Source organism: Aminobacter anthyllidis, from assembly GCF_018555685.1.
In the GTDB taxonomy this organism is placed as follows: domain Bacteria; phylum Pseudomonadota; class Alphaproteobacteria; order Rhizobiales; family Rhizobiaceae; genus Aminobacter; species Aminobacter anthyllidis.
The window spans coordinates 145,206-166,094 of the sequence record NZ_JAFLWW010000003.1 but is presented as its reverse complement, the minus strand read 5'-3'; the positions used below and the strand labels follow the sequence as shown (position 1 = coordinate 166,094).

General features: G+C 62.9%; 18 protein-coding genes. 5 read left to right on the top strand and 13 right to left on the bottom strand.

What is annotated here, in order from left to right:
• Positions 1–61 precede the first annotated feature (61 nt).
• A complete protein-coding gene (locus J1C56_RS10415; protein ID WP_214388705.1) occupies positions 62–895 on the bottom strand; it encodes a helix-turn-helix domain-containing protein in 834 nt (277 codons plus the stop codon).
• A gap of 62 nt (positions 896–957) precedes the next feature.
• On the bottom strand, positions 958–1,743 hold the full coding sequence (locus J1C56_RS10410; protein WP_214388702.1) for a TSUP family transporter: 786 nt from the start codon (positions 1,741–1,743) through the stop codon (positions 958–960).
• A 159-nt stretch (positions 1,744–1,902) separates the two neighbouring features.
• Between J1C56_RS10410 and J1C56_RS10405 the strand changes: the two genes are divergently transcribed.
• Positions 1,903–2,334 carry a tellurite resistance TerB family protein gene (locus J1C56_RS10405; RefSeq protein ID WP_214388700.1) on the top strand — a complete coding sequence of 144 codons (432 nt, stop codon included), beginning with the start codon at positions 1,903–1,905 and terminating at the stop codon, positions 2,332–2,334.
• A gap of 100 nt (positions 2,335–2,434) precedes the next feature.
• Here the strand turns inward: J1C56_RS10405 and J1C56_RS10400 are convergent, their stop codons facing one another.
• The 8 genes from J1C56_RS10400 to J1C56_RS10365 all read right to left on the bottom strand — a co-directional run bounded on the left by J1C56_RS10400 (position 2,435) and on the right by J1C56_RS10365 (position 11,747).
• Positions 2,435–4,057: an ABC transporter ATP-binding protein gene (locus J1C56_RS10400; protein ID WP_214388698.1), complete on the bottom strand. Its 1,623-nt coding sequence runs from the start codon at positions 4,055–4,057 to the stop codon at positions 2,435–2,437.
• Entirely contained in the window at positions 4,054–4,923 is an 870-nt protein-coding gene (locus tag J1C56_RS10395) for an ABC transporter permease (RefSeq protein WP_214388696.1), read from the bottom strand. The genes J1C56_RS10400 and J1C56_RS10395 overlap by 4 nt, the downstream gene beginning before the upstream one ends.
• On the bottom strand, positions 4,920–5,867 hold the full coding sequence (locus J1C56_RS10390) for an ABC transporter permease (protein ID WP_214388694.1): 948 nt from the start codon (positions 5,865–5,867) through the stop codon (positions 4,920–4,922). The genes J1C56_RS10395 and J1C56_RS10390 overlap by 4 nt, the downstream gene beginning before the upstream one ends.
• A 160-nt stretch (positions 5,868–6,027) precedes the next feature.
• Positions 6,028–7,509 carry an ABC transporter substrate-binding protein gene (locus J1C56_RS10385; protein WP_214388692.1) on the bottom strand — a complete coding sequence of 494 codons (1,482 nt, stop codon included), beginning with the start codon at positions 7,507–7,509 and terminating at the stop codon, positions 6,028–6,030.
• A gap of 136 nt (positions 7,510–7,645) precedes the next feature.
• Complete coding sequence (locus tag J1C56_RS10380; protein WP_214390199.1) at positions 7,646–8,926, bottom strand: acetylornithine deacetylase/succinyl-diaminopimelate desuccinylase family protein; 1,281 nt, start codon at positions 8,924–8,926, stop codon at positions 7,646–7,648.
• A gap of 127 nt (positions 8,927–9,053) precedes the next feature.
• Positions 9,054–9,554 (bottom strand): RidA family protein, encoded by a 501-nt coding sequence (locus J1C56_RS10375; protein WP_214388690.1) that lies wholly within the window; start codon positions 9,552–9,554, stop codon positions 9,054–9,056.
• 127 nt (positions 9,555–9,681) lie between these two features.
• Positions 9,682–10,095, bottom strand: a complete 414-nt coding sequence (locus J1C56_RS10370) for a c-type cytochrome (protein WP_246591301.1) — start codon at positions 10,093–10,095, stop codon at positions 9,682–9,684.
• A gap of 50 nt (positions 10,096–10,145) precedes the next feature.
• Positions 10,146–11,747, bottom strand: coding sequence for a flavin monoamine oxidase family protein (locus tag J1C56_RS10365; protein ID WP_246591300.1), 1,602 nt, complete (start codon positions 11,745–11,747; stop codon positions 10,146–10,148).
• A gap of 307 nt (positions 11,748–12,054) precedes the next feature.
• Between J1C56_RS10365 and J1C56_RS10360 the strand changes: the two genes are divergently transcribed.
• The 4 genes from J1C56_RS10360 (at position 12,055) to J1C56_RS10345 (ending at position 17,528) form a co-directional block, all read left to right on the top strand.
• Complete coding sequence (locus J1C56_RS10360; protein WP_214388685.1) at positions 12,055–12,480, top strand: L,D-transpeptidase; 426 nt, start codon at positions 12,055–12,057, stop codon at positions 12,478–12,480.
• Positions 12,481–12,826: 346 nt separating this feature from the next.
• Complete coding sequence (locus J1C56_RS10355; RefSeq protein WP_214388683.1) at positions 12,827–15,676, top strand: molybdopterin oxidoreductase family protein; 2,850 nt, start codon at positions 12,827–12,829, stop codon at positions 15,674–15,676.
• A gap of 163 nt (positions 15,677–15,839) precedes the next feature.
• Entirely contained in the window at positions 15,840–16,607 is a 768-nt protein-coding gene (locus J1C56_RS10350; protein WP_214388681.1) for a 4Fe-4S dicluster domain-containing protein, read from the top strand.
• 3 nt (positions 16,608–16,610) lie between these two features.
• On the top strand, positions 16,611–17,528 hold the full coding sequence (locus J1C56_RS10345; RefSeq protein WP_214388678.1) for a dimethyl sulfoxide reductase anchor subunit family protein: 918 nt from the start codon (positions 16,611–16,613) through the stop codon (positions 17,526–17,528).
• Positions 17,529–17,532: 4 nt separating this feature from the next.
• Here J1C56_RS10345 and J1C56_RS10340 read toward each other — a convergent pair whose 3' ends face one another.
• Genes J1C56_RS10340 through J1C56_RS10330 form a run of 3 tightly spaced genes read right to left on the bottom strand, consistent with a single transcriptional unit; the run spans position 17,533 to position 20,887 of the window.
• Positions 17,533–18,492 (bottom strand): lipid A biosynthesis lauroyl acyltransferase, encoded by a 960-nt coding sequence (locus J1C56_RS10340; protein ID WP_214390195.1) that lies wholly within the window; start codon positions 18,490–18,492, stop codon positions 17,533–17,535.
• 52 nt (positions 18,493–18,544) lie between these two features.
• A complete protein-coding gene (locus tag J1C56_RS10335) occupies positions 18,545–19,573 on the bottom strand; it encodes a zinc-binding dehydrogenase (RefSeq protein ID WP_214388677.1) in 1,029 nt (342 codons plus the stop codon).
• Positions 19,574–19,615: 42 nt separating this feature from the next.
• Positions 19,616–20,887: a beta-ketoacyl-ACP synthase gene (locus J1C56_RS10330; RefSeq protein ID WP_214388676.1), complete on the bottom strand. Its 1,272-nt coding sequence runs from the start codon at positions 20,885–20,887 to the stop codon at positions 19,616–19,618.
• Positions 20,888–20,889 lie beyond the last annotated feature (2 nt).

The window sequence follows — 20,889 nt, the reverse complement described above, 5'->3', positions numbered from 1 at the left end:
GTTGAACGAGGGCCCACAGTGACCAAATGCTGCCTGGCCGTATTGAACAAATGTTACCGGCTCAACTGTGGCCAAGACCGGTCGGCGTCGTGCCGGCAAGGTCGCGGAACTCGCGGACAAGATGCGCCTGGTCGGCATAACCGCATTCCGCCGCAAGATCGGCCCAGCCTGCTCGGTTGGGCTGCTTCGAAAGGCCGGTGGCGCGATTGAACCTGGCGATGCGTGCAATGGTCTTTGGCCCGACACCGACCTGGTCGGCGAAGCGCGCGGCCAGGTGTTTGCGGCTCCAGCCGATTTCGCTTGCGAGGGTCGCCATGCGGCTGCGGCCACCGCTCGCCATGATTTCTCCTAGTGCCCAGCCAATTTCGCTCGAAGCTGGGGCAGTTTTCGCCAGGCGTTCGATGATGAAGCTTTCGGCAAGATCGAGGCGCTGGTGCCAGTCGGTTTCATCGCCAAGCCGTTCTCGAAGCCGGTGGCCGGCGGTGCCAAGCAACTCGTCGAATGGCACCATGCGGTCGGCAAGCTCGCTCATAGGCATGCCGAAGAAGCGGCGGGCGCCAAGAGGGGTAAAATTGACCTGGATGCAGCAAGACTGCCCAAAGGAATCGATGACCACCGGCCCGGCATGAATGCCTGCGGCAAAACTTGCGAAGCGGTCATTGTCCCCAGGCGTCCGGCTCAAGCCGATGGCGAAGGGTTCGCCGAAGCTGATGACCAGCGGGACATGAAGCGAAGCAACCTCGGTCTGCCTGACGTAAACAGGGACAAGCTCGCGAAAGCCGATCAATTCGGTGACGATTCCGGCGAGCAATGGTGACGGGCCGCGCCGCACGTATTCGAACTGCGCCTGGACAGGTGCAGCCGATGTCTCCGTGGTTACGTGGCCGCTTGCCATGGTGCTGGCTCCGCTGAGGCAATTGAACGTTACCAGCGCCGCGATTGACGGTCAAAATGCAGTCAGAAGCCGATCATCACCCGCAACGGGTTGGTGGGGTCGATGAGCAGGCGGATGGCGAGCGCCACGCAGGTGCAGACCAGGAGCGGCTTGATCAGCCGGGCGCCGTTGCGCATTGCCATATGGGCGCCGAGCCGGGCGCCGATAAACTGGGCGACGCCCATCAGCAGCCCGATCTTCCAGGCAACAACGCCGACAAAGGCGAAGGCGAGGAAGCTGCCGACATTGGAGGCGAAGTTGAGCAGTTTGGTATGGGCTGTGGCCTTGAGCACGCCGTAGCCGGCCAAAGTGACGAAGGCGAGCATGAAGAACGAGCCGGCGCCCGGGCCGAACACCCCGTCATAAAAGCCGATCAGCGGCACGACGGCCAGGCCGAACAGCAGCGGCGGCAGGCGTTCGACGCGATCGACGTCATCCATGTTGGGCTTGAACGCGAAATACAGCGCGATCGTGATCAGCAGGAACGGCAGAAAGATGCGCAGGATGTCGCCGGGCAGGACCGTCGCCAGCATGGCGCCAAGCATCGCGCCGACGAATGAAATGGCTGCGAACGGCAATTGCTTGCGCAGGTCGACATGGCCCTTGGCTGCATAGCTGATGGTGGCAGACCCGGAGCCGAACAACGATTGCAGCTTGTTGGTGCCGAGCGCCTCAAGCGGCGGCAGGCCGGCAAGGAGCAACGCCGGAATGGCGATCAGTCCGCCACCGCCGGCGATGGAATCGATGAAGCCGGCGATGAACGCCGCTGCAATCAAGATCAGAAGGGTTTCTGTGGCTATGTCGAACATCGGCGCCGTTGCGCGGGAGGGATGAGGCCTTCGACCACAGCAAGCCTGCTTGCGCAATAGGGCCTCCGGATCGGCCGCTGCTTAGCCATTGGGCCAAGTGTCTTTCGTCGCGCATTGCTCTATATCGGAATAGAAGCTGCTTCGATGGAAGGGATTCGCATGGCGACAGGATTGCTGGCCCAGATTCGTAACATGTTCGAGGGCGACCCCGGCGTTCGCAAGGTCGCCGACGATCCGGTGCTTTCGGCCGAGCTGTTGTTGCTGTTCCGGATGATCCTGGCTGACGGCGTCGCCAGCGAGAGCGAAATGACCGCCTTCCGCCGGATCTGCACGGAAGCCTTCGGCATTGCCGAAGGCAGCATCGATGCCGTCGTCGAGTATCTCAACGAGTTTGGCTACGAAACCAACGGCTCGCAGGCCATAGCGATGTTTCGCGATCTCGACGTCGAGCGGCGCAGGCAGTTGGCGCGTCACATGGCCGATATCGCCAAGGCCGACTCCCATCTTGCGGAAAACGAGGTCAAGCTTTTGCGTCGCACGCTGGACCTGCTGGGCATCAGCCCTGTCGATGTGGTCAAGCCGGCGACATAGATTTTCTTAGCGTTTCCGGCCGGGTCCCCGATGCTTCGCATCGTCCCGGCGTTCGCTGGCCTTTCATCGTGCCGCTGGAATTCGCTACGCGAATCTGCGCTTACCCCTGTTCCTGCAGGCGCCGGGCAATTGCCCGGTGCAGGTCCGGCGCAGCAGAGACGAGCGCTTGCGCCGCTTCAGTCTGCGGGTGGTCGAGCACCTCTGATGTCTTGCCGCGCTCGACAATCCTGCCTTCGTGCATGACCAGAACGTCGTCGGTGATCGCGCGGGCGACGGTCAGGTCGTGGGTGATGAAGAGATAGGCGACGCCGAGCTTCTGGTTGAGCTCGGCGAACAGGTCGAGGATCTGCGCGCGGATCGAAACGTCGAGCGCCGAAACCGGCTCGTCGGCGACGACCAGCTTCGGACGGGTGATGATGGCGCGGGCGATCGACAGGCGCTGGCGCTGGCCGCCGGAAAATTCGTGTGGGTATTTCTCCATGTCCGAACGGTTGAGGCCGACTTCATGCAAGGCGCGGCCGACCATATCGCGGCGCTCCTTGCGGTTGGGCTTGCGCTCGAGAAGATGAAGTGGCTCGGAAACCAGCCGCTCGACGGTGTGGCGGGGGTCGAACGATCCGTAGGGATCCTGAAACACCACCTGCATGTTGCGGCGCGCGCGCCTGAGATCGGTCTCGCTGCCGCTGGTGACATCAATGCCGCGAAACCTGATTGCGCCAGAGGTCGGCGTGTCGAGTGCCAGGATCATGCGGGCGAGGGTGGACTTGCCGCAGCCGGAGCGGCCGACAAGCGCCACCGATGCGCCCGGCTTCATCTTGAGCGAGACATTGTCCACCGCGCGGACCGGTTCTGGCCTGGAGAACAGCGACCTGCGGCGACCTGGATAATCGCGTGTGACGTTTGCAACTTCGAGCAGGTTTTCGGTCGTTTCCTCGCCATGCGGTTTCACACGTGCCGGCACGTGCATCGAGGCAAGGGCGAGCTGGCGCGTGTAGGGATGGGTCGCTTCCGACAGCGTGCGGGCGGTGTCGCCGGCCTCCACAACCGCGCCCTGGCGCAGGATGGTGATCCGGTCCGCCATTGCGGTGACGACGGCAAGGTCGTGCGAGATGAACAGCAGGCTCATCCTGTTTTCGCTGACCAGTTCCTTGAGCAGATCAAGGATCTGGGCCTGCAGCACCACGTCGAGGGCCGTGGTCGGTTCGTCGGCGATCAACAACTTGGGCTTGAGCGCGCAGGCGATCGCGATGGCCACGCGCTGGCGTTGGCCGCCGGACAGTTCGTGCGGATAGCGCGTCAGCGCGAATTTCTGCTCGGGCAGGCCGACGCGATCGAGGATCTTCCTGGCGCGCTCTTCAGCCTCGGCGCGGCTGGCCCGGGTGTGCCAGCGGATGCCCTCGGCGACTTGTTCGCCGATGGTCTTGACCGGGTTCAGCGCGGTCATCGGCTCCTGGAACACCATGCCGATGTCGTCGCCACGCAGCGCGCACATTTGGGACTCTGTCGCGCCAATGATGTCGATGCCTTCGAAGGCGATGCGCCCTTCCATCCTGGCCAAGGCAGGCGTGAGCCGCATGACGGCGAGGGCCGTCATCGACTTGCCTGAGCCGGACTCACCGACAAGCCCCATTACTTCGCCCGCCGCGATCGACAGGTCGATGTCTTTGAGGATAGGCACGCTGCCGATCTTCAGCGACAGCTTTTCTATCTCGAGCAGGCTCATATCCGGCGCCTCGCGCGCGGATCGAAAATGTCCGATATGCCGTCGCCAAGCAGGTTGAGGCCCAGGACTGTGAGCAGGATGGCGCAGCCGGGAAACAGAGCCAGCCATGGCGACACCATCATCAGCGTCTGCGCATCGAACAGCATGCGGCCCCAACTTGGCATCGGCGGCTGCGTGCCGAGCCCGACATAAGAGAGGGCGGCTTCGGCGAGGATGCCGAGCGCGAACTGGATGGTGCCTTGGACCAGCAGCAGGTTGGCGATGTTGGGCAGGATGTGCTCGACGGTGATGCGCGCCTTGTTCTTGCCGGCGGCCCGCGCGGCAAGAATGTACTCGCGGGGCCAGATGGACAGTGCGCCGGCACGCGCGACGCGGGCAAAGACCGGAATGTTGAAGATGCCAATGGCGATGATGGCGTTGATCGCGCTTGGGCCGAAAACCGCCGTGATCATGATCGCTGACAACAGGGCGGGGAAGGCGAAGACGAGATCGTTGAAGCGCATCAGCGCCTCGTCGACCCAGCCACCGCGCGCCGCGGCCCAGCATCCGAGCGGCACGCCGATGCCCATGCCGATGACGACGGCGACAAGTGCCACGGCGATCGAATTGCGCGAACCGATCATGATCATCGATAGCACGTCGCGGCCAAAATGGTCGGTACCGAACCAGTGCTCGGCGGAGGGCGGCTGCATGCGGTCGGCAACGACAAGCCTGGTGACGTCGAAGGGGGTCCAGAAGAACGAGACGGCCGCCATGGCAACGACGACCAGGGTGATGACGAGGCCGATGACGAAGGAGCGGTTTCCAAGAGCCCGGCTGACAAGATCGCCGAAGGTTCCGTCGCTCTGCGGTGCGGTCTCGGTCATTGCCGTGCCCTCAGGCGCGGGTCGACAACGGCATAGGAGAGATCGACGATCAGGTTGACGATGACTACGGCGGCGACGAGCAGCATGACCACGCTTTCGACGACGATCAGGTCGCGCTGGGTGATCGCCTGGAAGACCAATCGGCCGAGGCCTGGCAGGTAGAAGACGTTTTCGATGATGATCGTGCCGGCAAGCAGGAAGGCGAACTGCAGCCCCATGATGGTCAGCACCGGGATCATGGCATTGCGCAGCGCGTGCCGCCACAGCACCGCGCGCATCGGCATGCCCTTGGCGCGAGCGGTACGGATATAGTCTTCGTTGAGGACTTCAATGAGGGCGGAACGCGTGACGCGCGCGAGAATGGCGGCTTGCGGCAAGGCAAGGGCCAAAGCCGGCAGGATCAGCGCCTTGAGCGCTGGCCAGGCGCCGTTGCTCCAGCCAGGAAAGCCGCCGGCGGGCACCAGCCGCAACCACACCGCGAAGACATAGACAAGCAGCAGCGCGAACCAGAAGTTGGGCATGGCGACGCCGACCTGTGCCACGGCCATGGCTGCGGTGTCCCCAGCCTTGCCGCGCCGCGCGGCGGCGAACAGCCCGACAGGAATGGCGATCAGCGTCGACAGTGTGAGGGCGATCACGGCGAGCGGAAAGGAGACGACCAGCCGTTCCTTGATCAGATCGATGACCGGCACCGAATAGGTGTAGGATCTGCCGAAATCGAGCGACAGGAGGCCCCGGGCCCAGTCGAGGTAGCGCAGGATCAGCGGCTGGTTGAGCCCCATCTGCTCGCGCAGCAGTTCGACCTGCGCATCGCTGGCATTCATGCCCAGCATCAGCCGCGCAGGGTCGCCCGGCACAACCTCGAGCATCAGAAAAACCACGAGCGAGGCGACGACCAGGGTCGCAATTCCGATCAAAAGGCGTTTGAGCAAATAGATCGTCATCAGGCGCAAACTGCCCGAGAAAGTGCCGCTCCGAAAGCTCGCGCAGGTTGCGGAGCGGCTGAGTTCACAGAACTCTTCCAATGCCCCCAGAAATAGCGGCGGCAAACATGCCGCGCTGGGGCGACGCGTGGCGCAACCCGAAGGCCGCGCCACCTTGCCATCAATCGACCCATTTCACCTTGGTGAGGTCGTTGGACTGGATGGGCGAGTTTTCCCACAGGCCTTCGACCTTGGCGTCCCAGATGCCGACCTTGGGCAGCTCAAACAGGAAGCCGTTGACGGCATCGTCGGCGAGAATCTTCTGCGCCTGCTTGTAGAGCTCGGTGCGCTTGGCCTCGTCGGAGGTCAGGTTGAGTTCGTCGATGACCTTGTTGAAGGCCGGGTTGTCGTAATTGAAGTAGTAGTCCTTGCGGGCATAGATATCGATGTCGTTGGGCTCGGTGTGCGAGACGATCGACAGGTCGTAGTCCTTGTCGGTGAACACCTGCTTGAGCCAGTCGGCCCATTCGACCGGGATGATCTGCAGGTCAATGCCGACCTCGCGTAGCTGCGAAGCGACGATCTCGCCGCCCTGGCGGGCATAGCCTACCGGGGGCAGCTTGAGCGTCGCCTTGAAGCCATCGGCGAGGCCTGCCTCCTTGAGCAGTTCCTTGGCCTTGGCGATGTCGTGCGGATAGGTGCCGGTCAGGTCGACATAGGCCGGGTTGTGTGGCGCGAAATGCGAGCCGATCGGTGTGCCGAGGCCGCCTGTGGCACCATCGATCAGCGCCTTGCGGTCGAGCGCATGCGCGATTGCCTGGCGCACCTTGAGATTGTCGAAGGGGGGGCGCTTGTTGTTTGTCGACAGCACCGTTTCACCTTCGGTGGTGCCAATGACGACCTTGAAACGCGGGTCGGCCTTGACCTGGGCGAGCGCGTCGCCGAGCGCGAAGTTCGGCAGGGCCTGCACGTCGCCAGAAAGCAGGGCAGGGATCGCGGCCGCAGCATCGGGGATGATGCGGAACTCGGCCTTGTCGAGCGCCACTGGATCGCCCCAGTAGCCGTCGGACTTGACCAGCGTGATGGCCGAGCCCTTGGCCCAGTTCTGGAACTTGAACGGGCCGGTGCCGACAGGCTTCTCCTTGTTGGTGTCGGCGCTCTCCGGCGCAACGATCACCGCGTCGCCCCAGCCGAGATTGTAGAGGAATGAGCCGAGCGGGTTCTTCAGCGTCACCTTGACGGTGGTCGGATCGACGACCTCGACGGTGTCGATCGGCGCGAAGAGGCCCTTCTGCGCATTGACCGAGTTTTCGCCACGGGCGCGGTCGAGCGAGAACTTGACGTCGGAGGCGTCAAAGTCGCTGCCGTCGTGGAACTTCACGCCGGAGCGCAGCTTGAAGGTGTAGGTCTTGCCGTCGTCGGAAATCGTCCAGCTCTCGGCCAGATCGGGGAGCACCTCGCCGCGCGAACCGATGCGGGTCAGGCCTTCGAAGACGTTGGCGTAGAAAACCTCGTCGATGGCTGCGGCGGCACCCGCAGTCGGGTCTAGATGCGGCGGCTCAAGCGGCATGCCAAGCACAAGGTCGGTGCGGGCGGCCATCGCGGCTGTGCTGGATGCCAGCGCCAGCGCTGCGGCCGCCAAGATGGTTTTCCATTGCTTCATGCTCAGATCTCCCCGCTTCGACTTCGACGGGCCGGATAGAAGCGTGATTTCCCGGCCGAGTAAATCGCGTTTGTTACAATTGCAGCAGTGCTGCGGAAATGATTTTCTCACGCCGCAACAGGCGTTGCTTCGCTGCTCAGCCGTTGAACTGGCCGCGCAACAAGATGTCGAGGCCTATTGCCATCACCTTCGCCGACTGGACCATGTCGTCGATTCCGACCCATTCATCCGGCCGGTGCGCAAGGTCGAGGATACCGGGGCCATAGGCGATGCAATCGTACAAATGGCCGATGCGGGCGACATGCTTCTGGTCGTAGGTGCCCGGCGAGATGACATATTCCGGTTCCTTGTCGAAAATCTCGCGGATTCCCCTGGCTATGGCCGATACCACCGGCGCGTCGCGCTCGGTCATCAGCGGCTGGACCTCCATGATGTCTCGGATCTCATAGTCGAATTTTTTGCGCTCGCGCTTCAGCCGGTCGAGAATGCTTGTGACTTCGCCTTTCACGTCGGCGATGTTTTCTTCGAGCAGGAAGCGGCGGTCGATAGTCAGGCGGCAGGAATCAGGCACGTTGGGCGAGGGCAGGCCTGGGCGAAAGTCGTCGGTCTGGCCGCCATGGATCGAATTGATGTTCATGGTCGAGCGCCGCGCGCCTTCCGGCACCACCGGCATGCGAGTCGTCTTGCGGTCGAGCGCGGGGAACAGCTCTTGCTCGAAGGCTTCGAGCACGGCACCCATGTGGCGGACGGCGCAGTCGCCGAGGAAAGGCATGGAGCCGTGGGCGATCTCGCCCTTGGTCTCGATTTCGGCCCACCAGACGCCGCGATGGCCGAGGCAGATGCGATCCTTGTTGAGTGGCTCCGGAATGATGACGTGGTCGACCCTGGGCTTGGAGAAGTATCCCTTGCCAGCAAGATAGGCGACGCCGCCGAACCCGCCCGATTCCTCGTCGACCGTGCCCGATATCTCGATGGCGCCAGGGAAATCCGGATTGATGTCCATGAACGCTTCGGCGGCAATGATCGACGCGGCGAGGCCGCCCTTCATGTCGCAGGCGCCACGGCCATAGACCCGGCCATCGCGGATGACGCCTGCAAAGGGATCGACCGACCAACCTTCGCCGGCCTCTACGACGTCGATATGGGAATTGAAATGGACTGTAGGTCCTGGCACGCGGCCATCGAAGCGGGCGACGACATTGATGCGCGGATAGCGGTCGGTGTCGCCTGGCGTGCCTTCGGCCCTGATGTATTCGACGCCGAAGCCGCGCCTGGCCAGGCGATTGCCGAGGTATTCCGCACACGGGCGATAGGCGTCGCCGGGCGGGTTGATGGTGGGAAAACGGATCAGCTCCGCAGTCAGTTCCGCCAGTTCTTCACGACGGTCGTCTATGATCTTGAAAAGCTTGTCATACATGCGGTCGACATTGTTCACTTTGTCTGGCTTCACCTTGCCCGGATCGTTGCCAGTCTTGCGCATCCGTCAGCCGCTGTCGAGCGCGCAGGCTGCCCGTTTCGGGGGCAGCCCACGCAAACCATTCCACTCAGGGGCGAACGGCCGTGACTTCGATCTCGACCAGCCAGCCGGGAGCAACGAGGCCGGCGACCTGCATGACCGAGCGGGCCGGCAGGTTCGGCTGCTCCTTGGTGCCGAAGAACTTGGTGTAGCCTTCCATGAAGCCACCGAAATCCATCTTGCCGCCCTTGTCTGGATCGCCGACGAGGAAAACCTGCATCTTGACCACATCGCCCATCTTGAGGCCGAGGCCTTCAAGGGTCTTTTCGATGGATTTCAATACCGATTCCGTCTGGGTCTTGGTGTCGCCAAAGGCGGCGATGCTGCCCTTTTCGGCCTTTTCGTCGACGACGGAGGGGACAGCGCCACTGACATAGACGGTGGTCTTGCCGGCAGGCACTTCGACCGCCTGGGCGATCGGGAAGTCCGAGTTCGGGTTCTTGTGGCGCACGACGTCTTGGGCCATCGCGCCACCTGCGAGGAAGAGGCCGACCACGAGCGTGGCGGCACCGATCCGCATTGTTGTCATCTAGTTCTCCTTTTGCCGCATGAAAGTGAAGAAGCCGGCAGGATTGACCGGCTGCTTCGGTCGCTGGAGCGAGCGCTCCAAACTGTCGATTCGCCTATGATCGCCGCTCGACTTTGGCGCTGATGTGTCAGCGCGCGCCGGCAACATCTTCGGCTGTTACCGGGTCCTTGTAGTCGTTGCCGAAATTGGTCCTGACATAGTTGACGACAGCGGCCACCTGGTCGTCGCTCATCATGCTGCCGACGGGCGGCATGCCTTTTTGGCCGTGCAGGATGACGTAGACGGGGTAGCCGCCAGCTTCCAGGTTCTCGTTCTTGGCGAGCGCCGGATATTTGCCGGCGCCAACCGCGCCCTGGCCCTGATCCATGTGGCAGGCCTGGCAGACGTTTGCGTAAAGCTCCTGGCCGGTTTTTTCCGAGAAGTTGTCACCGTCGCTGAAGGTTGCGCCCGCCGAGTCGGCCAAGGCCCCGGCGGCGGAAAAAACGGTGAAGACGGCGGTTACGGCCAAAAGGCCAAAAGTGTGCTTGGATTGCTGGGTCATGATGGCATGCCTTGCGAAAACGAGGGTTGAGGGACGAACGGGCACTGCCGTCATCCCGCCACGACGCGTTGATGCAGCCTGGTGATGGCATCGAGCGACGATAGGATCGCCCCTTCCATCCAGGCCGGAATATAAGAGGCATGTTCGCCGGCGAGCACGATGCGGCCATCGATCTGGCAAAGGTTGTCGTAGTGCTCCTTGCGCGCTTCCTCGGTCCAGTCGCCGGCGCAGCCCAGTGTGAAGGGCGAGCGGTGCCAGGCCATCGAGATGCCGTTCTCGAACTCGTCCTTGTATTGCGGGTGGATCTGCGAGCCGTATTCGACGGCGCGCTTGACGCGCTCCTCCGGTGCCATCGAGGTGAATTCGTATGAGTGCGGGCCGTTCCAGGTGTAGGCGCCGAGCAGAACACCCTTGCCGTTGGTGTTGAAGCCGGTGCTCGGATACGAAATCTGGGTGATCGGCAGGTCGGTGTAGCTGACGCCGCCGAAGATGAGTTCGTCCTGTTCCCAGAAACGGCGCTTGAACTGCAGGCCGACCTTGACCGACGACGCGTAAGGCACTGCCTCGATCGCCGCCTGCATCGGGGCGCCGACATTGATCTCGATCTGGCTGAGGATGGTCAGCGGGATGGTGCAGATGCACCAGTCGGCCTTTTCCTCCGTCATCGTTCCTGGCTTCTGGACGTCCTCGTAGGTGACAGTGACGCCCTTGTCGTCCTGGTGGATCTTGGAGACCTTGGCGTTGTAGGTAATGAGGTCGCCGACCTCCTTGGTGAAGGCCTTGCCGATCATGTCGACGCCGCCGACAGGCTGGAACATCGTCGTCTGGAATTCGTAGAGCGCGAAATTGGCGAGGCTGCCCCACAGGCCCGAGCTCAGGATGTCAGTCAGCGCAATGGGATCGCTCGGCACCGGTGCCGCGCCGAGACCGCCGCCCGGATCCTTGGCGAAACCACGGAATTCGGAGTTCGCAACGCTCTTGGTATAGGCATAGTCCTTGTCGAGCGCGCCCCAGGAACGCAGTGCCTCGACCAGCATCTCCTGGTCTTCCTTGGTGACGCTGCCTTCGAGCTTGCCGGTGTGCGCGACCTTGGCAAGCAGTTCGGAGACATGGCCCTGGAAGTCGATCTTGATGTCGCGGACGCGCTGCGGCTTGCCGCCGAACGCCTTGGACGAATGCAAGAAGGCGTTGTGGTTGATCTGCTGGAACGGTTCCAGTGTGACGCCAAGACGCCGGCAATAGGCCAGGAGCCCGTTGTGGTGATAGGGAATGCGCCACGGCCCGGGATTGATGTAGAGGCCTTCGTCGAATTCGCATTTCTGCGTCGCGCCGCCGAGTTCGGTGTAGGTGTCGCCGCCGCGCAGCGTCCAGTTACGCCCGCCCGATCTGTTGTTGTATTCGAGGATCTTGACCTTGTATCCGGCCTGCCGGAGTTCCAGTGCGGCCGTCATGCCGGCGAGGCCGGCACCGAGGATAAGCACGCTGGCGCCCTTCGGATCGCCTTCCAGTTTCACCGGTCCCTTGTAGCCTGATTCAACCGCGAGACCGAGGCTGGTCATCGCCTGGTACATCGCCGCCGTGCCTGCCGTGAGGCCGATCAACGACAGCAGGTTTCGCCTGCTCATACCGCTAAAATATTGGGATTGTTGCATTTCTGAGATCCTCCGGGCGACGGTCCGCTGTTGGCCGCACGTTATCCGGCTGGAGCATCTTGGAACGTGGCTCCAGCTGCGACGGGCAGCCTATGCCCATGCCGGGTCGAGTCAACTGGGCCAGAGGGGGCGGCGAGGGGCACTGACTTGGGCCACCTGAAAGCCGGCAAAAATGCGCGACCGCTACCTGTGGTAGTGTTGTTGGTTGTGTTCATCTTTCGCGTTCAATTTACCAACCGTACAGCTTTTCATGCTCCCATCTTTGGCGGGCAGGGAAAATACTGCCGGTTCGGGGAGTGTGCGAAGAATGTACAAGGCTCTCTTCATGGCCGCCGCACTGGGCTTTGCTGGCGTTCCAACTCAGGCACTTGCAGATGTTCTTGTCGCGAGGGTCAGTATCGCGACGCAGACCATGACCGTCAGCTTTGACGGGCGGGTGATCCACCAATGGCCGGTTTCGACGGCACGCAGGGGATATGTCACCCCGCGCGGCAGCTGGCGGCCCAAGCGCCTGCACCGGATGTGGTACTCGCAGAAATACGACAATTCGCCGATGCCCTATTCGGTGTTCTACAATGGCGGCTACGCCATCCATGGCACGGGTGCGGTCAGGCAGTTGGGCCGTCCGGCATCGCATGGTTGTGTGCGGCTGCAGACCGCCAATGCCGCAAGGTTCTATTCGCTGGTCAGGGAAGTCGGGGCGAGCAATACGAGGATCGTCGTTACCAACTGACCGTTCGATGCGGAAACATACGTATCGTTTTCCCGGATACTGGCATTTCTGTTGCAAAATTGCTTCATGCGGCGGCCAAAGTCCCTGAACGATCCGTCGATCAACGGTCCGGGAATTGCCGTCTATAAAGTTGGTGCTAATGTGCCCTCAATTCAGTTTCGGGGCGACGTGCCTACGAAAAGGCCGGGGAGTGGGGGCTCCTCGGCCTTTTCATTTCTGGCGCTACTTTAGGCGCCTGACCTAAGTTCCTTTCAGGATATAGACAAATTTTGCCGTAGAGAGCCTTTTTCGGGCATTTCCTTTCAGCCGTGGCCTCGGTAGGACTCATGTTCAGGGAGTTCGCCGGATGAAGTCAGAACCGCATGTCGCGCTTTCGGAACGTGTCTCCGACGAGGTCCGCAAGACCACCTGCTACATGTGCGCCTGCCGCTGTGGCATCGACGTCCATCTCAAGGACGGCAAGGTCCGCTACATCGAAGGAAACCGTGATCATCCGGTCAATCGCGGTGTCCTGTGCGCCAAGGGCTCGGCTGGCATCATGCAGCATTATGCGCCGGCACGGTTGCGTGCGCCGTTGCTCAGGACCGGACCGCGCGGGTCGGGCCAGTTCAAGGAGATTTCCTGGGACGAGGCCCTGGCGCTTGCGACCGGCTGGCTGGACGGCGTGCGGCAGGCCGATCCGAAGAAGCTGGCCTTCTTCACCGGGCGCGACCAGTCGCAGTCACTGACCGGCTTCTGGGCGCAGCAGTTCGGCACGCCCAACTACGCCGCCCATGGCGGCTTCTGCTCTGTCAACATGGCGGCCGCCGGCATCATGACCATCGGCGGGGCGTTCTGGGAGTTCGGCGCGCCGGACTGGGACCGCACCAAGCTGTTTGTGATGTTCGGCGTCGCTGAGGATCACGATTCCAACCCGCTCAAGATCGGCATTTCGAAGCTCAAGAAACGCGGCGCGCGCTTTGTCTCGGTGAATCCTGTGCGTACAGGCTATTCGTCCGTTGCCGACAACTGGATCGGTATCCGCCCCGGCACCGATGGCCTGCTGATCCTTGCCGTCGTGCACGAACTGCTCAAGGCGCGGAAGATCGATGTCGACTACATCGTGCGCTATTCAAACGCGACCTGGCTGGTGGTCGATGCGCCGGGAACAGCCGAACACGGACTTTTCGTACGCGACGACAGCGGCAAGCCGCAGGTCTTTGAATCCGTGACCGAGCATGTCGTGCCACTGGGCACGAAAGGCGCAAGGGCGGCCTTGTCAGGCCGGGTAGAATTGCCGGACGGGCGGTTTGCCGTGCCGTCGTTCCAGCTTCTGGCGGAAAAATATCTCGACCCGCAATATGCGCCGGAGGCGGTCGCCAGGGAAACCGGCGTCGCCGCCGACGTCATCCGGGGCCTCGCCGCCGAGATCGCGCGTGTCGCCTTCGACGACGCGATCACAATCGATCAGCCCTGGACCGACATGAATGGCGAGCACCACGAGGCATTCGTCGGACGGCCGGTGTCTTTCCACGCGATGCGCGGGCTTTCGGCGCATTCCAATGGCTTTCAGACGGCACGCGCCTTGCACATGCTGCAGGTGCTGATCGGCGCCGTCGACTGCCCGGGAGCGTTCCGTTTCGAGCCGCCTTATCCCAAGCCGATCGAGGCGCATCCGACGCCGCACGGCAAGGCCGAGCATTTCGGCTCCAACAAACCGCTGTCGGGCCCGCATCTCGGTTTTCCCCGCGGGCCGGAGGACCTGCTGATCGATGCCGACGGCAAGCCGATGCGCATCGACAAGGCGTTTTCCTGGGATGCCCCGATCTCGGCCCATGGACTGATGCACATGGTCATCGCCAACGCGCATGCCGGCGACCCGTATCCAATCGACCTGATGTTCCTCTACATGGCCAACATGGCGTGGAACTCGTCGATGAACACGGCGGGCGTCATCAAGATGCTGGAAGACAAGGACCCTGAGACAGGCGAATACCGCATCCCGAAGATCATCTATTCCGACGCCTATTCCTCCGAGATGGTCGCTTATGCCGATCTCGTGCTGCCGGACACGACGTATCTTGAGCGGCATGACTGTATTTCGCTGCTCGACCGGCCGATCTCCGAGCCCGACGCGGTGCAGGACGCCATCCGCTGGCCGGTGGTCGAACCCGATCGCGACGTGCGCGGCTTCCAGAGCGTGCTGATCGACCTTGGTGCGCGGCTCAAGCTGCCCGGATTCGTCGATAGCCGTGGCAAGGCGCTGTACAAGGACTATGCCGACTACATCGTGCGCCATGAACGGCGTCCGGGCATCGGGCCGCTGGCGGGCTTCCGCGGCAGCAATGGCGACCGTACCGGGCGTGGGGCGATCAACCCGGAGCAGCTCAACCGCTATATCGAGAACGGCTCGTTCTTTTCGGCCCACATCCCGCTCGAAGCGCAATTCTTCAAGCACGCCAACAAGGCCTACCAGGATTTCGCCGTGCGCATGGGCTTCTTCGACGAGCCGAAGCCGGTGATTTTCCAGCTCTATCAGGAGACGCTGCAGAAATTCCGGCTTTCGGCCGAAGGCCTGCGCGAACCGGTGGCGCCCGAGACGCATCGTGAGCGCATCCTCGCCACCTTCGATCCGCTGCCGATGTGGTACCGGCCGTTCGAGGAAGCGGCGGTCAGCCGGGAGGAGTATCCTTACCACGCCATCACCCAGCGACCGGCGGCGATGTACCACTCCTGGGGCTCGATGAACGCCTGGTTGAGGCAGATCCACACCAGGAACCCGCTCTACGTGCCCGGCCCGATCTGCGACCAAGTCGGGCTCGTCGACGGCGACTGGGTCTGGGTGATCTCGCATCACGGCCGCATCAAGGTCGAGGTCGCGCGTATGGAGGCGGTCAATTCGAGCACGATCTGGACATGGAACGCGATCGGCAAGCGCGAAGGCGCCTGGGCGCTCGACAAGGATGCGCCCGAAGCCAAAAAAGGCTTCCTGATGAATCACTTGATCCACGAACTTCTACCGCCGAAGGGCGATGGCATGCGCTGGTCGAACTCCGATCCGATCACCGGTCAGGCCGCCTGGTACGATCTGCGCGTACGCATCGAGAAAGCCGAACCGGCTGAAGTTAGCGAGCCGCATTTTGCCGCTGTCGCACAGCCGGGTGAGGCGCGCACCCCTGTGGACGAACTCCGCTACGGCCAGGAGTGGGCGAAATGACCATTGCTGCGGCGGCCAGAACACGTGTCCTCTCCTTGTTTACGGGGAGAGAATGCCGGCAGGCAGGTGAGGGGCCGCATCGCCATCATCGGCTTGCGCTGCCCCTCATCCGGTCCTTCAGACCACCTTCTCCCCGTGAACGGGGCGAAGGGAGGGACAGACCATGACCAGCCTGCCGTCATTGCCGACACCGAAAAAGCTCGGGCTGGTCATCGACCTCGACGTCTGCGTCGGTTGCCATGCCTGCGTCATCAGCTGCAAGGAATGGAACACCGGAGGTTATGGCGCGGCGTTGTCCGACCAGGATCCATATGGCGCCGAAGTATCCGGCACGTTCCTCAACCGCATTCACACGTTTGAAGTCGTGCCCGAAGGCGGGCAGGTGATCGGCGAGGCGGGCGAGGCACGTATCGTGCATTTCCCGAAATCCTGCCTGCATTGCGAGGACGCGCCGTGCGTCACGGTGTGCCCGACAGGCGCCTCCTATAAGCGCGCCGAAGATGGCATCGTTCTGGTCGACGAGAGCAAATGCATCGGCTGCGGCCTGTGCGCATGGTCCTGTGCCTATGGCGCGCGTGAGATGGACCTCGCCGCCGGCGTGATGAAGAAATGCACGTTGTGTGTCGACCGCGTCTACAACGAGACGCTGAAGGAGATCGACCGCGTGCCTTCGTGCGTGCGCACATGCCCGGCCAACGCCCGACACTACGGCGATCTCGCCGATCCCGGCTCCGAGGTCTCGCGCATGGTGGCCGAACGCGGCGGCTACGACTTGATGCCGGAGCAGGGCACACGCCCGACCAACAAGTACCTGCCGCCACGGCCGCGCAAGCCGCTGGCCGCAAGTGCCGGTTCTGCCGTGCTCGCTGAAAACACTGACGGTGCCAAGGGCTTCTTTGCCTGGCTCGACGGCATGCTAGACCGAATCTGAAACATGCATCCCGCATTCTCCATCATCTTGTTCACCACGCTTTCCGGGCTCGGCTACGGCCTGGCGGCGGTGCTCGGGCTTGGCCTGCTCGACGCCTCGACCCTGTCGGTCAAGCTTGCCCATCTAGGCGCGCTGGCGATGATAGCGGGCGGGCTGCTGTCGTCGACGCTGCATCTCGGCAATCCGCAACGGGCATGGCGGGCGCTGTCGCAATGGCGCTCGAGCTGGCTTTCGCGCGAGGGCGTGATGGCGATTGCAACCTTCCTGCCGCTGATGGTTTCGACATGGTTCGCCGTCGTCGAGGGGCGCTACCTTCCAGTGGTAGGCCTGATCGGGTCAGTCATGTGTGGCATCACCGTTTACTGCACGGCGATGATCTATGCCTCGCTGCGCTCGATCCAGGCCTGGAACACAGGGCTTACGCCGCTGTGCTACCTGTTGTTCGCTGCTGCTGGCGGGCTGCTGCTAGCAACTGTCGGCGCCTTTGTCTCGGGGAGCGGGGCTACAGTTTGCGCCATTTTGGCGCTGATCTTGGTCGCGGTTGCGTGGATTGCGAAGCACGCTTGGTGGAACCGGCTGCGCACTTTGGTACCGCTCTCGACGCCCGAGAGCGCCACCGGGCTCGGCAATATCGGCCATGTCAGGCTGTTCGAACGACCCCACATCAACGACAACTATCTGACCCGGGAAATGGGCTTCAAGGTCGCGCGCAAACATGCGCTCAAGCTGTCCAGGCTTGCTATCCTGGTCGGTGGGGTGGCCCCCATCGTACTGCTGCTGATGGCGATCTTTGCCGGTGGAGCGGCAGCCGTGCCGGCAGCTGTCCTGGCCGCGCTCTGCTACGCGCTCGGCCTTGTCGTCGAACGCTGGCTGTTCTTCGCCGAAGCCCGGCACGCGGTCATGAACTACTACGGCGGATAGACCGTCAGGAATCGGCTGATATCTTCCCCGCCTTGTTGACCTTGCGGCGCTTGCCTTCGGTCAGGCCCCAGCGCTTGTGGAACCACATCCACTGGCCCGGATCTTCACGGATCCAGCGCTCGACGGTGTCGTTGAGCATCTGTGTGGTCGCCTGGACATCGACGGCGCCATCGTCGCGGCGCGGCAGTGTCAGTTTCTCTTCGATCGTCAGCCTGTAGCGCCCGCCGGGCAGGCGGATGCAATGGGCCGGGTAGACGTCGCAGTCGTAGTGACGGGCGAGCATGGCGAGCACCGGGTTGGTCTCGCATTCGCGGCCGAAGAATGTCGTCCTCAGCCCGCGCTTGAATTTCTGGTCGACGAGCACGCCGACATTGCCGCCGCGGTCAAGAATGCCGGCAAGCGCGAAGGATGCGCCGCGCTGCGAAGCAAGCAGGTCGCCCATGTTCGAAGCACGTGTCGAGAAGATGTATTCCGCCAGATAGGGGTTGTTCGGCGGGCGGAACAGCGATGTGATCTTCATGCCGAAGGTGGCGGCGGCGATCGGCAGCAGCTCGAAATTGCCGAGATGGGCGGTGAAGACGATGTGCGGCCTGTCCTCGCTGGCGATTTTGAGGAAATGGTCGCGTCCGGTCACTTCGATGCGACCAGGCGTCTTCGCTTCCGGATCATGGTCGAATATCTGCTCGAGGAAGATATATTCCGCGCCAAGCCGGCCCATGTTACCCCACATGTCGAGGGCAATGGCTTCGATTTCGGCTTCGCTTTTCTCGGGATAGGCGGCGCGCAGGTTGGACAGCGCCACGCGGTGACGGCCGAACCATGGGCCAACGGTGCGGGCGGCGCGATCGGCGAAGTTGAGCGCCTTGTCGACAGGCAGCAAGCGCAGCAGCTTGAGCGCCACCAAGGCGACCTGAGCCACCAGCCAGTAGTTCAGCATGCGCAGCCGCCCCATGATGCGCATCATCGTGGGGCTGGGGATCTTGCTGGCCTTCCTGCGGGGCAATTCGGGAAAATCCTCAGTCGATGCGGAGGATGATCTTGCCGAACACGTCGCGACCCTCCATCCGCTTCAGCGCGGTGTCGATGGAGGTGAAATCGACTTCGGTGTCGATGATCGGCTTGACCAGGCCGGCGGCCATCTTCTGCATGGCGTCGGCCATGTTTTCCATGCGGCAGCCAAAGGAGCCGAGCAGCTTGAGCTGCTGCTGGAACAGCATCATCAGGTTGATTTCGGTCGACACGCCTGACGTCGAGCCGCAGGTGACGAGGCGGCCGCCGCGCTTCAGGCTGAACATTGAACCGGCCCAGGTGTCCTTGCCGACGTGCTCGAACACGACGTCGACGCCCTTTTTCTTCGTCAGCTTGCGCACGACGCCTTCGAAGCGGTCTTCGCGATAGTTGATGACATGATCGGCGCCGAGTGCCTTGGCCTTCTCGATCTTGTCGTTGGAGCCGACGGTGGTGATGACGGTGCAGCCCATCTTCTTGGCGAGCTGAATCGCGGCAGAGCCGATGCCCGAACCGCCGGCGTGAACCAGGATCGTCTCGCCAGGCTCAAGCTTGGCGTTGTCGAACAGCATGTGCTCGACGGTGCCGAAGGTGACGGGAGCTACCGCAGCACCGATGGCGTCGACGCCGGGAGGGGCTGGCACCAAGAGGCGCGCCGGCAGGTTGATCTTTTCCTGGGCAAAGCCGTCGAGGTGGAAGCCGTGTACGCCCGAGACGTGTTCGCAGAGATTGTCGCGGCCTTCGCGGCACGGGCGGCACAGGCCACAGGTTCGGGCGCCGTAGATCGAAACGAGCTGGCCGGGTGCTAGGCCGGTGACGCCGGGGCCAACTTCGTCGACCTCGCCGGAGGCTTCGGCGCCGATGACCAGCGGCAGCTTGCGCTTGGCGAATGCCATGCCGCGCCAGCCCCAGACATCGATGTGGTTGAGCGCCACGGCCTTGATGCGCAACGTGACTTCGCCAAGGCCTGGAGGGGGAGGTGGTGCAATGTCCACCTGCTCGAGCCGGCGGTCCTCGACGAGCTGCAATGCGCGCATGATGTCGCTAAATCCTTGTCTCTGGGACGTATAGGCGGTCGCTTAGACCGGTTCCCGCGCCATGACAAGGCAGGTGTTCTGGCCGCCGAAGCCGAAGGAGTTGGAAAGCACGGTGCGAACCTCGGCCTTCCGCTTCACGTTCGGCACCACGTCGAGCTCGATCGAAGGATCGGGATTGTCGTAGTTGATGGTCGGGGGAATGACGCCTTCACGCATGGTCATCAGCGAGAAAGCGGCCTCAATGGCGCCGGCTGCCGAGAGCGTGTGACCGATCATAGACTTGTTCGACGACACCGGAATCTTGCGGATGCGCTCGCCGAACACCGTCGACAGCGACAGATGCTCCATCTTGTCGTTCTCGGGCGTCGAGGTGCCGTGCGCATTGACGTAGTCGATTTCGTCTTCGGCGAGACCAGCATCGGCAAGGGCTGCCTTGACCGCGGCGATCGCCGGCGAGCCGTCGGGCTTGGAGCGGGTCCGGTGGAAGTCGTCGGCCTTTTCGCCGCAGCCTCGGAGGATGCCGAGCACCTCGGCACCACGGGCGAGCGCGCTTTCGAGCGATTCGAGCACGAGCGCGGCCGAACCTTCGGCCAGCACGAAGCCGTCCCGGTCCTTTGAGAACGGCTTGGAGGCCTTTTCCGGCACGTCGTTGTTGGTCGAAAGCGCCGAGAGCAGCGAAAAGCGGATCAGCGCTTCTGCCGTCGCCGAGCCATCGGCACCAACCGACAGCGCGCGGTCGCATTCGCCGCGACGAATGGCTTCAACCCCGAGTTGGATGGCGGTGGCGCCCGATGCGCAGGCGGTCGAGGTGGTGATCGGCAGGCCGCGCGTGCCGAACCGGTCAGCGAGGCGATCGGCGATCGAGCCGAACTGCGAGGTGTCGAACATGTCGAGCGAGTTCTGGCTGCGCGCGACCTTCAGCAGGCGCTCGGAGGCCGAGCCTTCGTCGTCGCCGGCATAGAGCGTGAAGCGGTCGCGCCAGTCGAGCTCGACCGGCGGCGAGGCGAGGAACAGCGGCCCGTCGAAGTCGTCGGAGGCAAAACCTGCCTCCTCGACGGCTTCGAGTGCTGCCGTTTCGGCCAGTTCGTAAGTCAGCGCGCTGGCGCCCTTGGCGCTCGACGGCAGGAAATCGACCATGCCGGAGATGCGGGTGTTGAGCAGATCGGTGGGGAAGCGGGTGATCGGATGAATGCCCGACTTGCCTGACGTCAGTGCGGCCCAGTTGTCGGCCTTGCCGACACCAAGTGAGGTGACGACGCCGATGCCGGTGACGGCAACGACGGGTCTGCCGAGATGATCCTTCAGATTGGCCATGT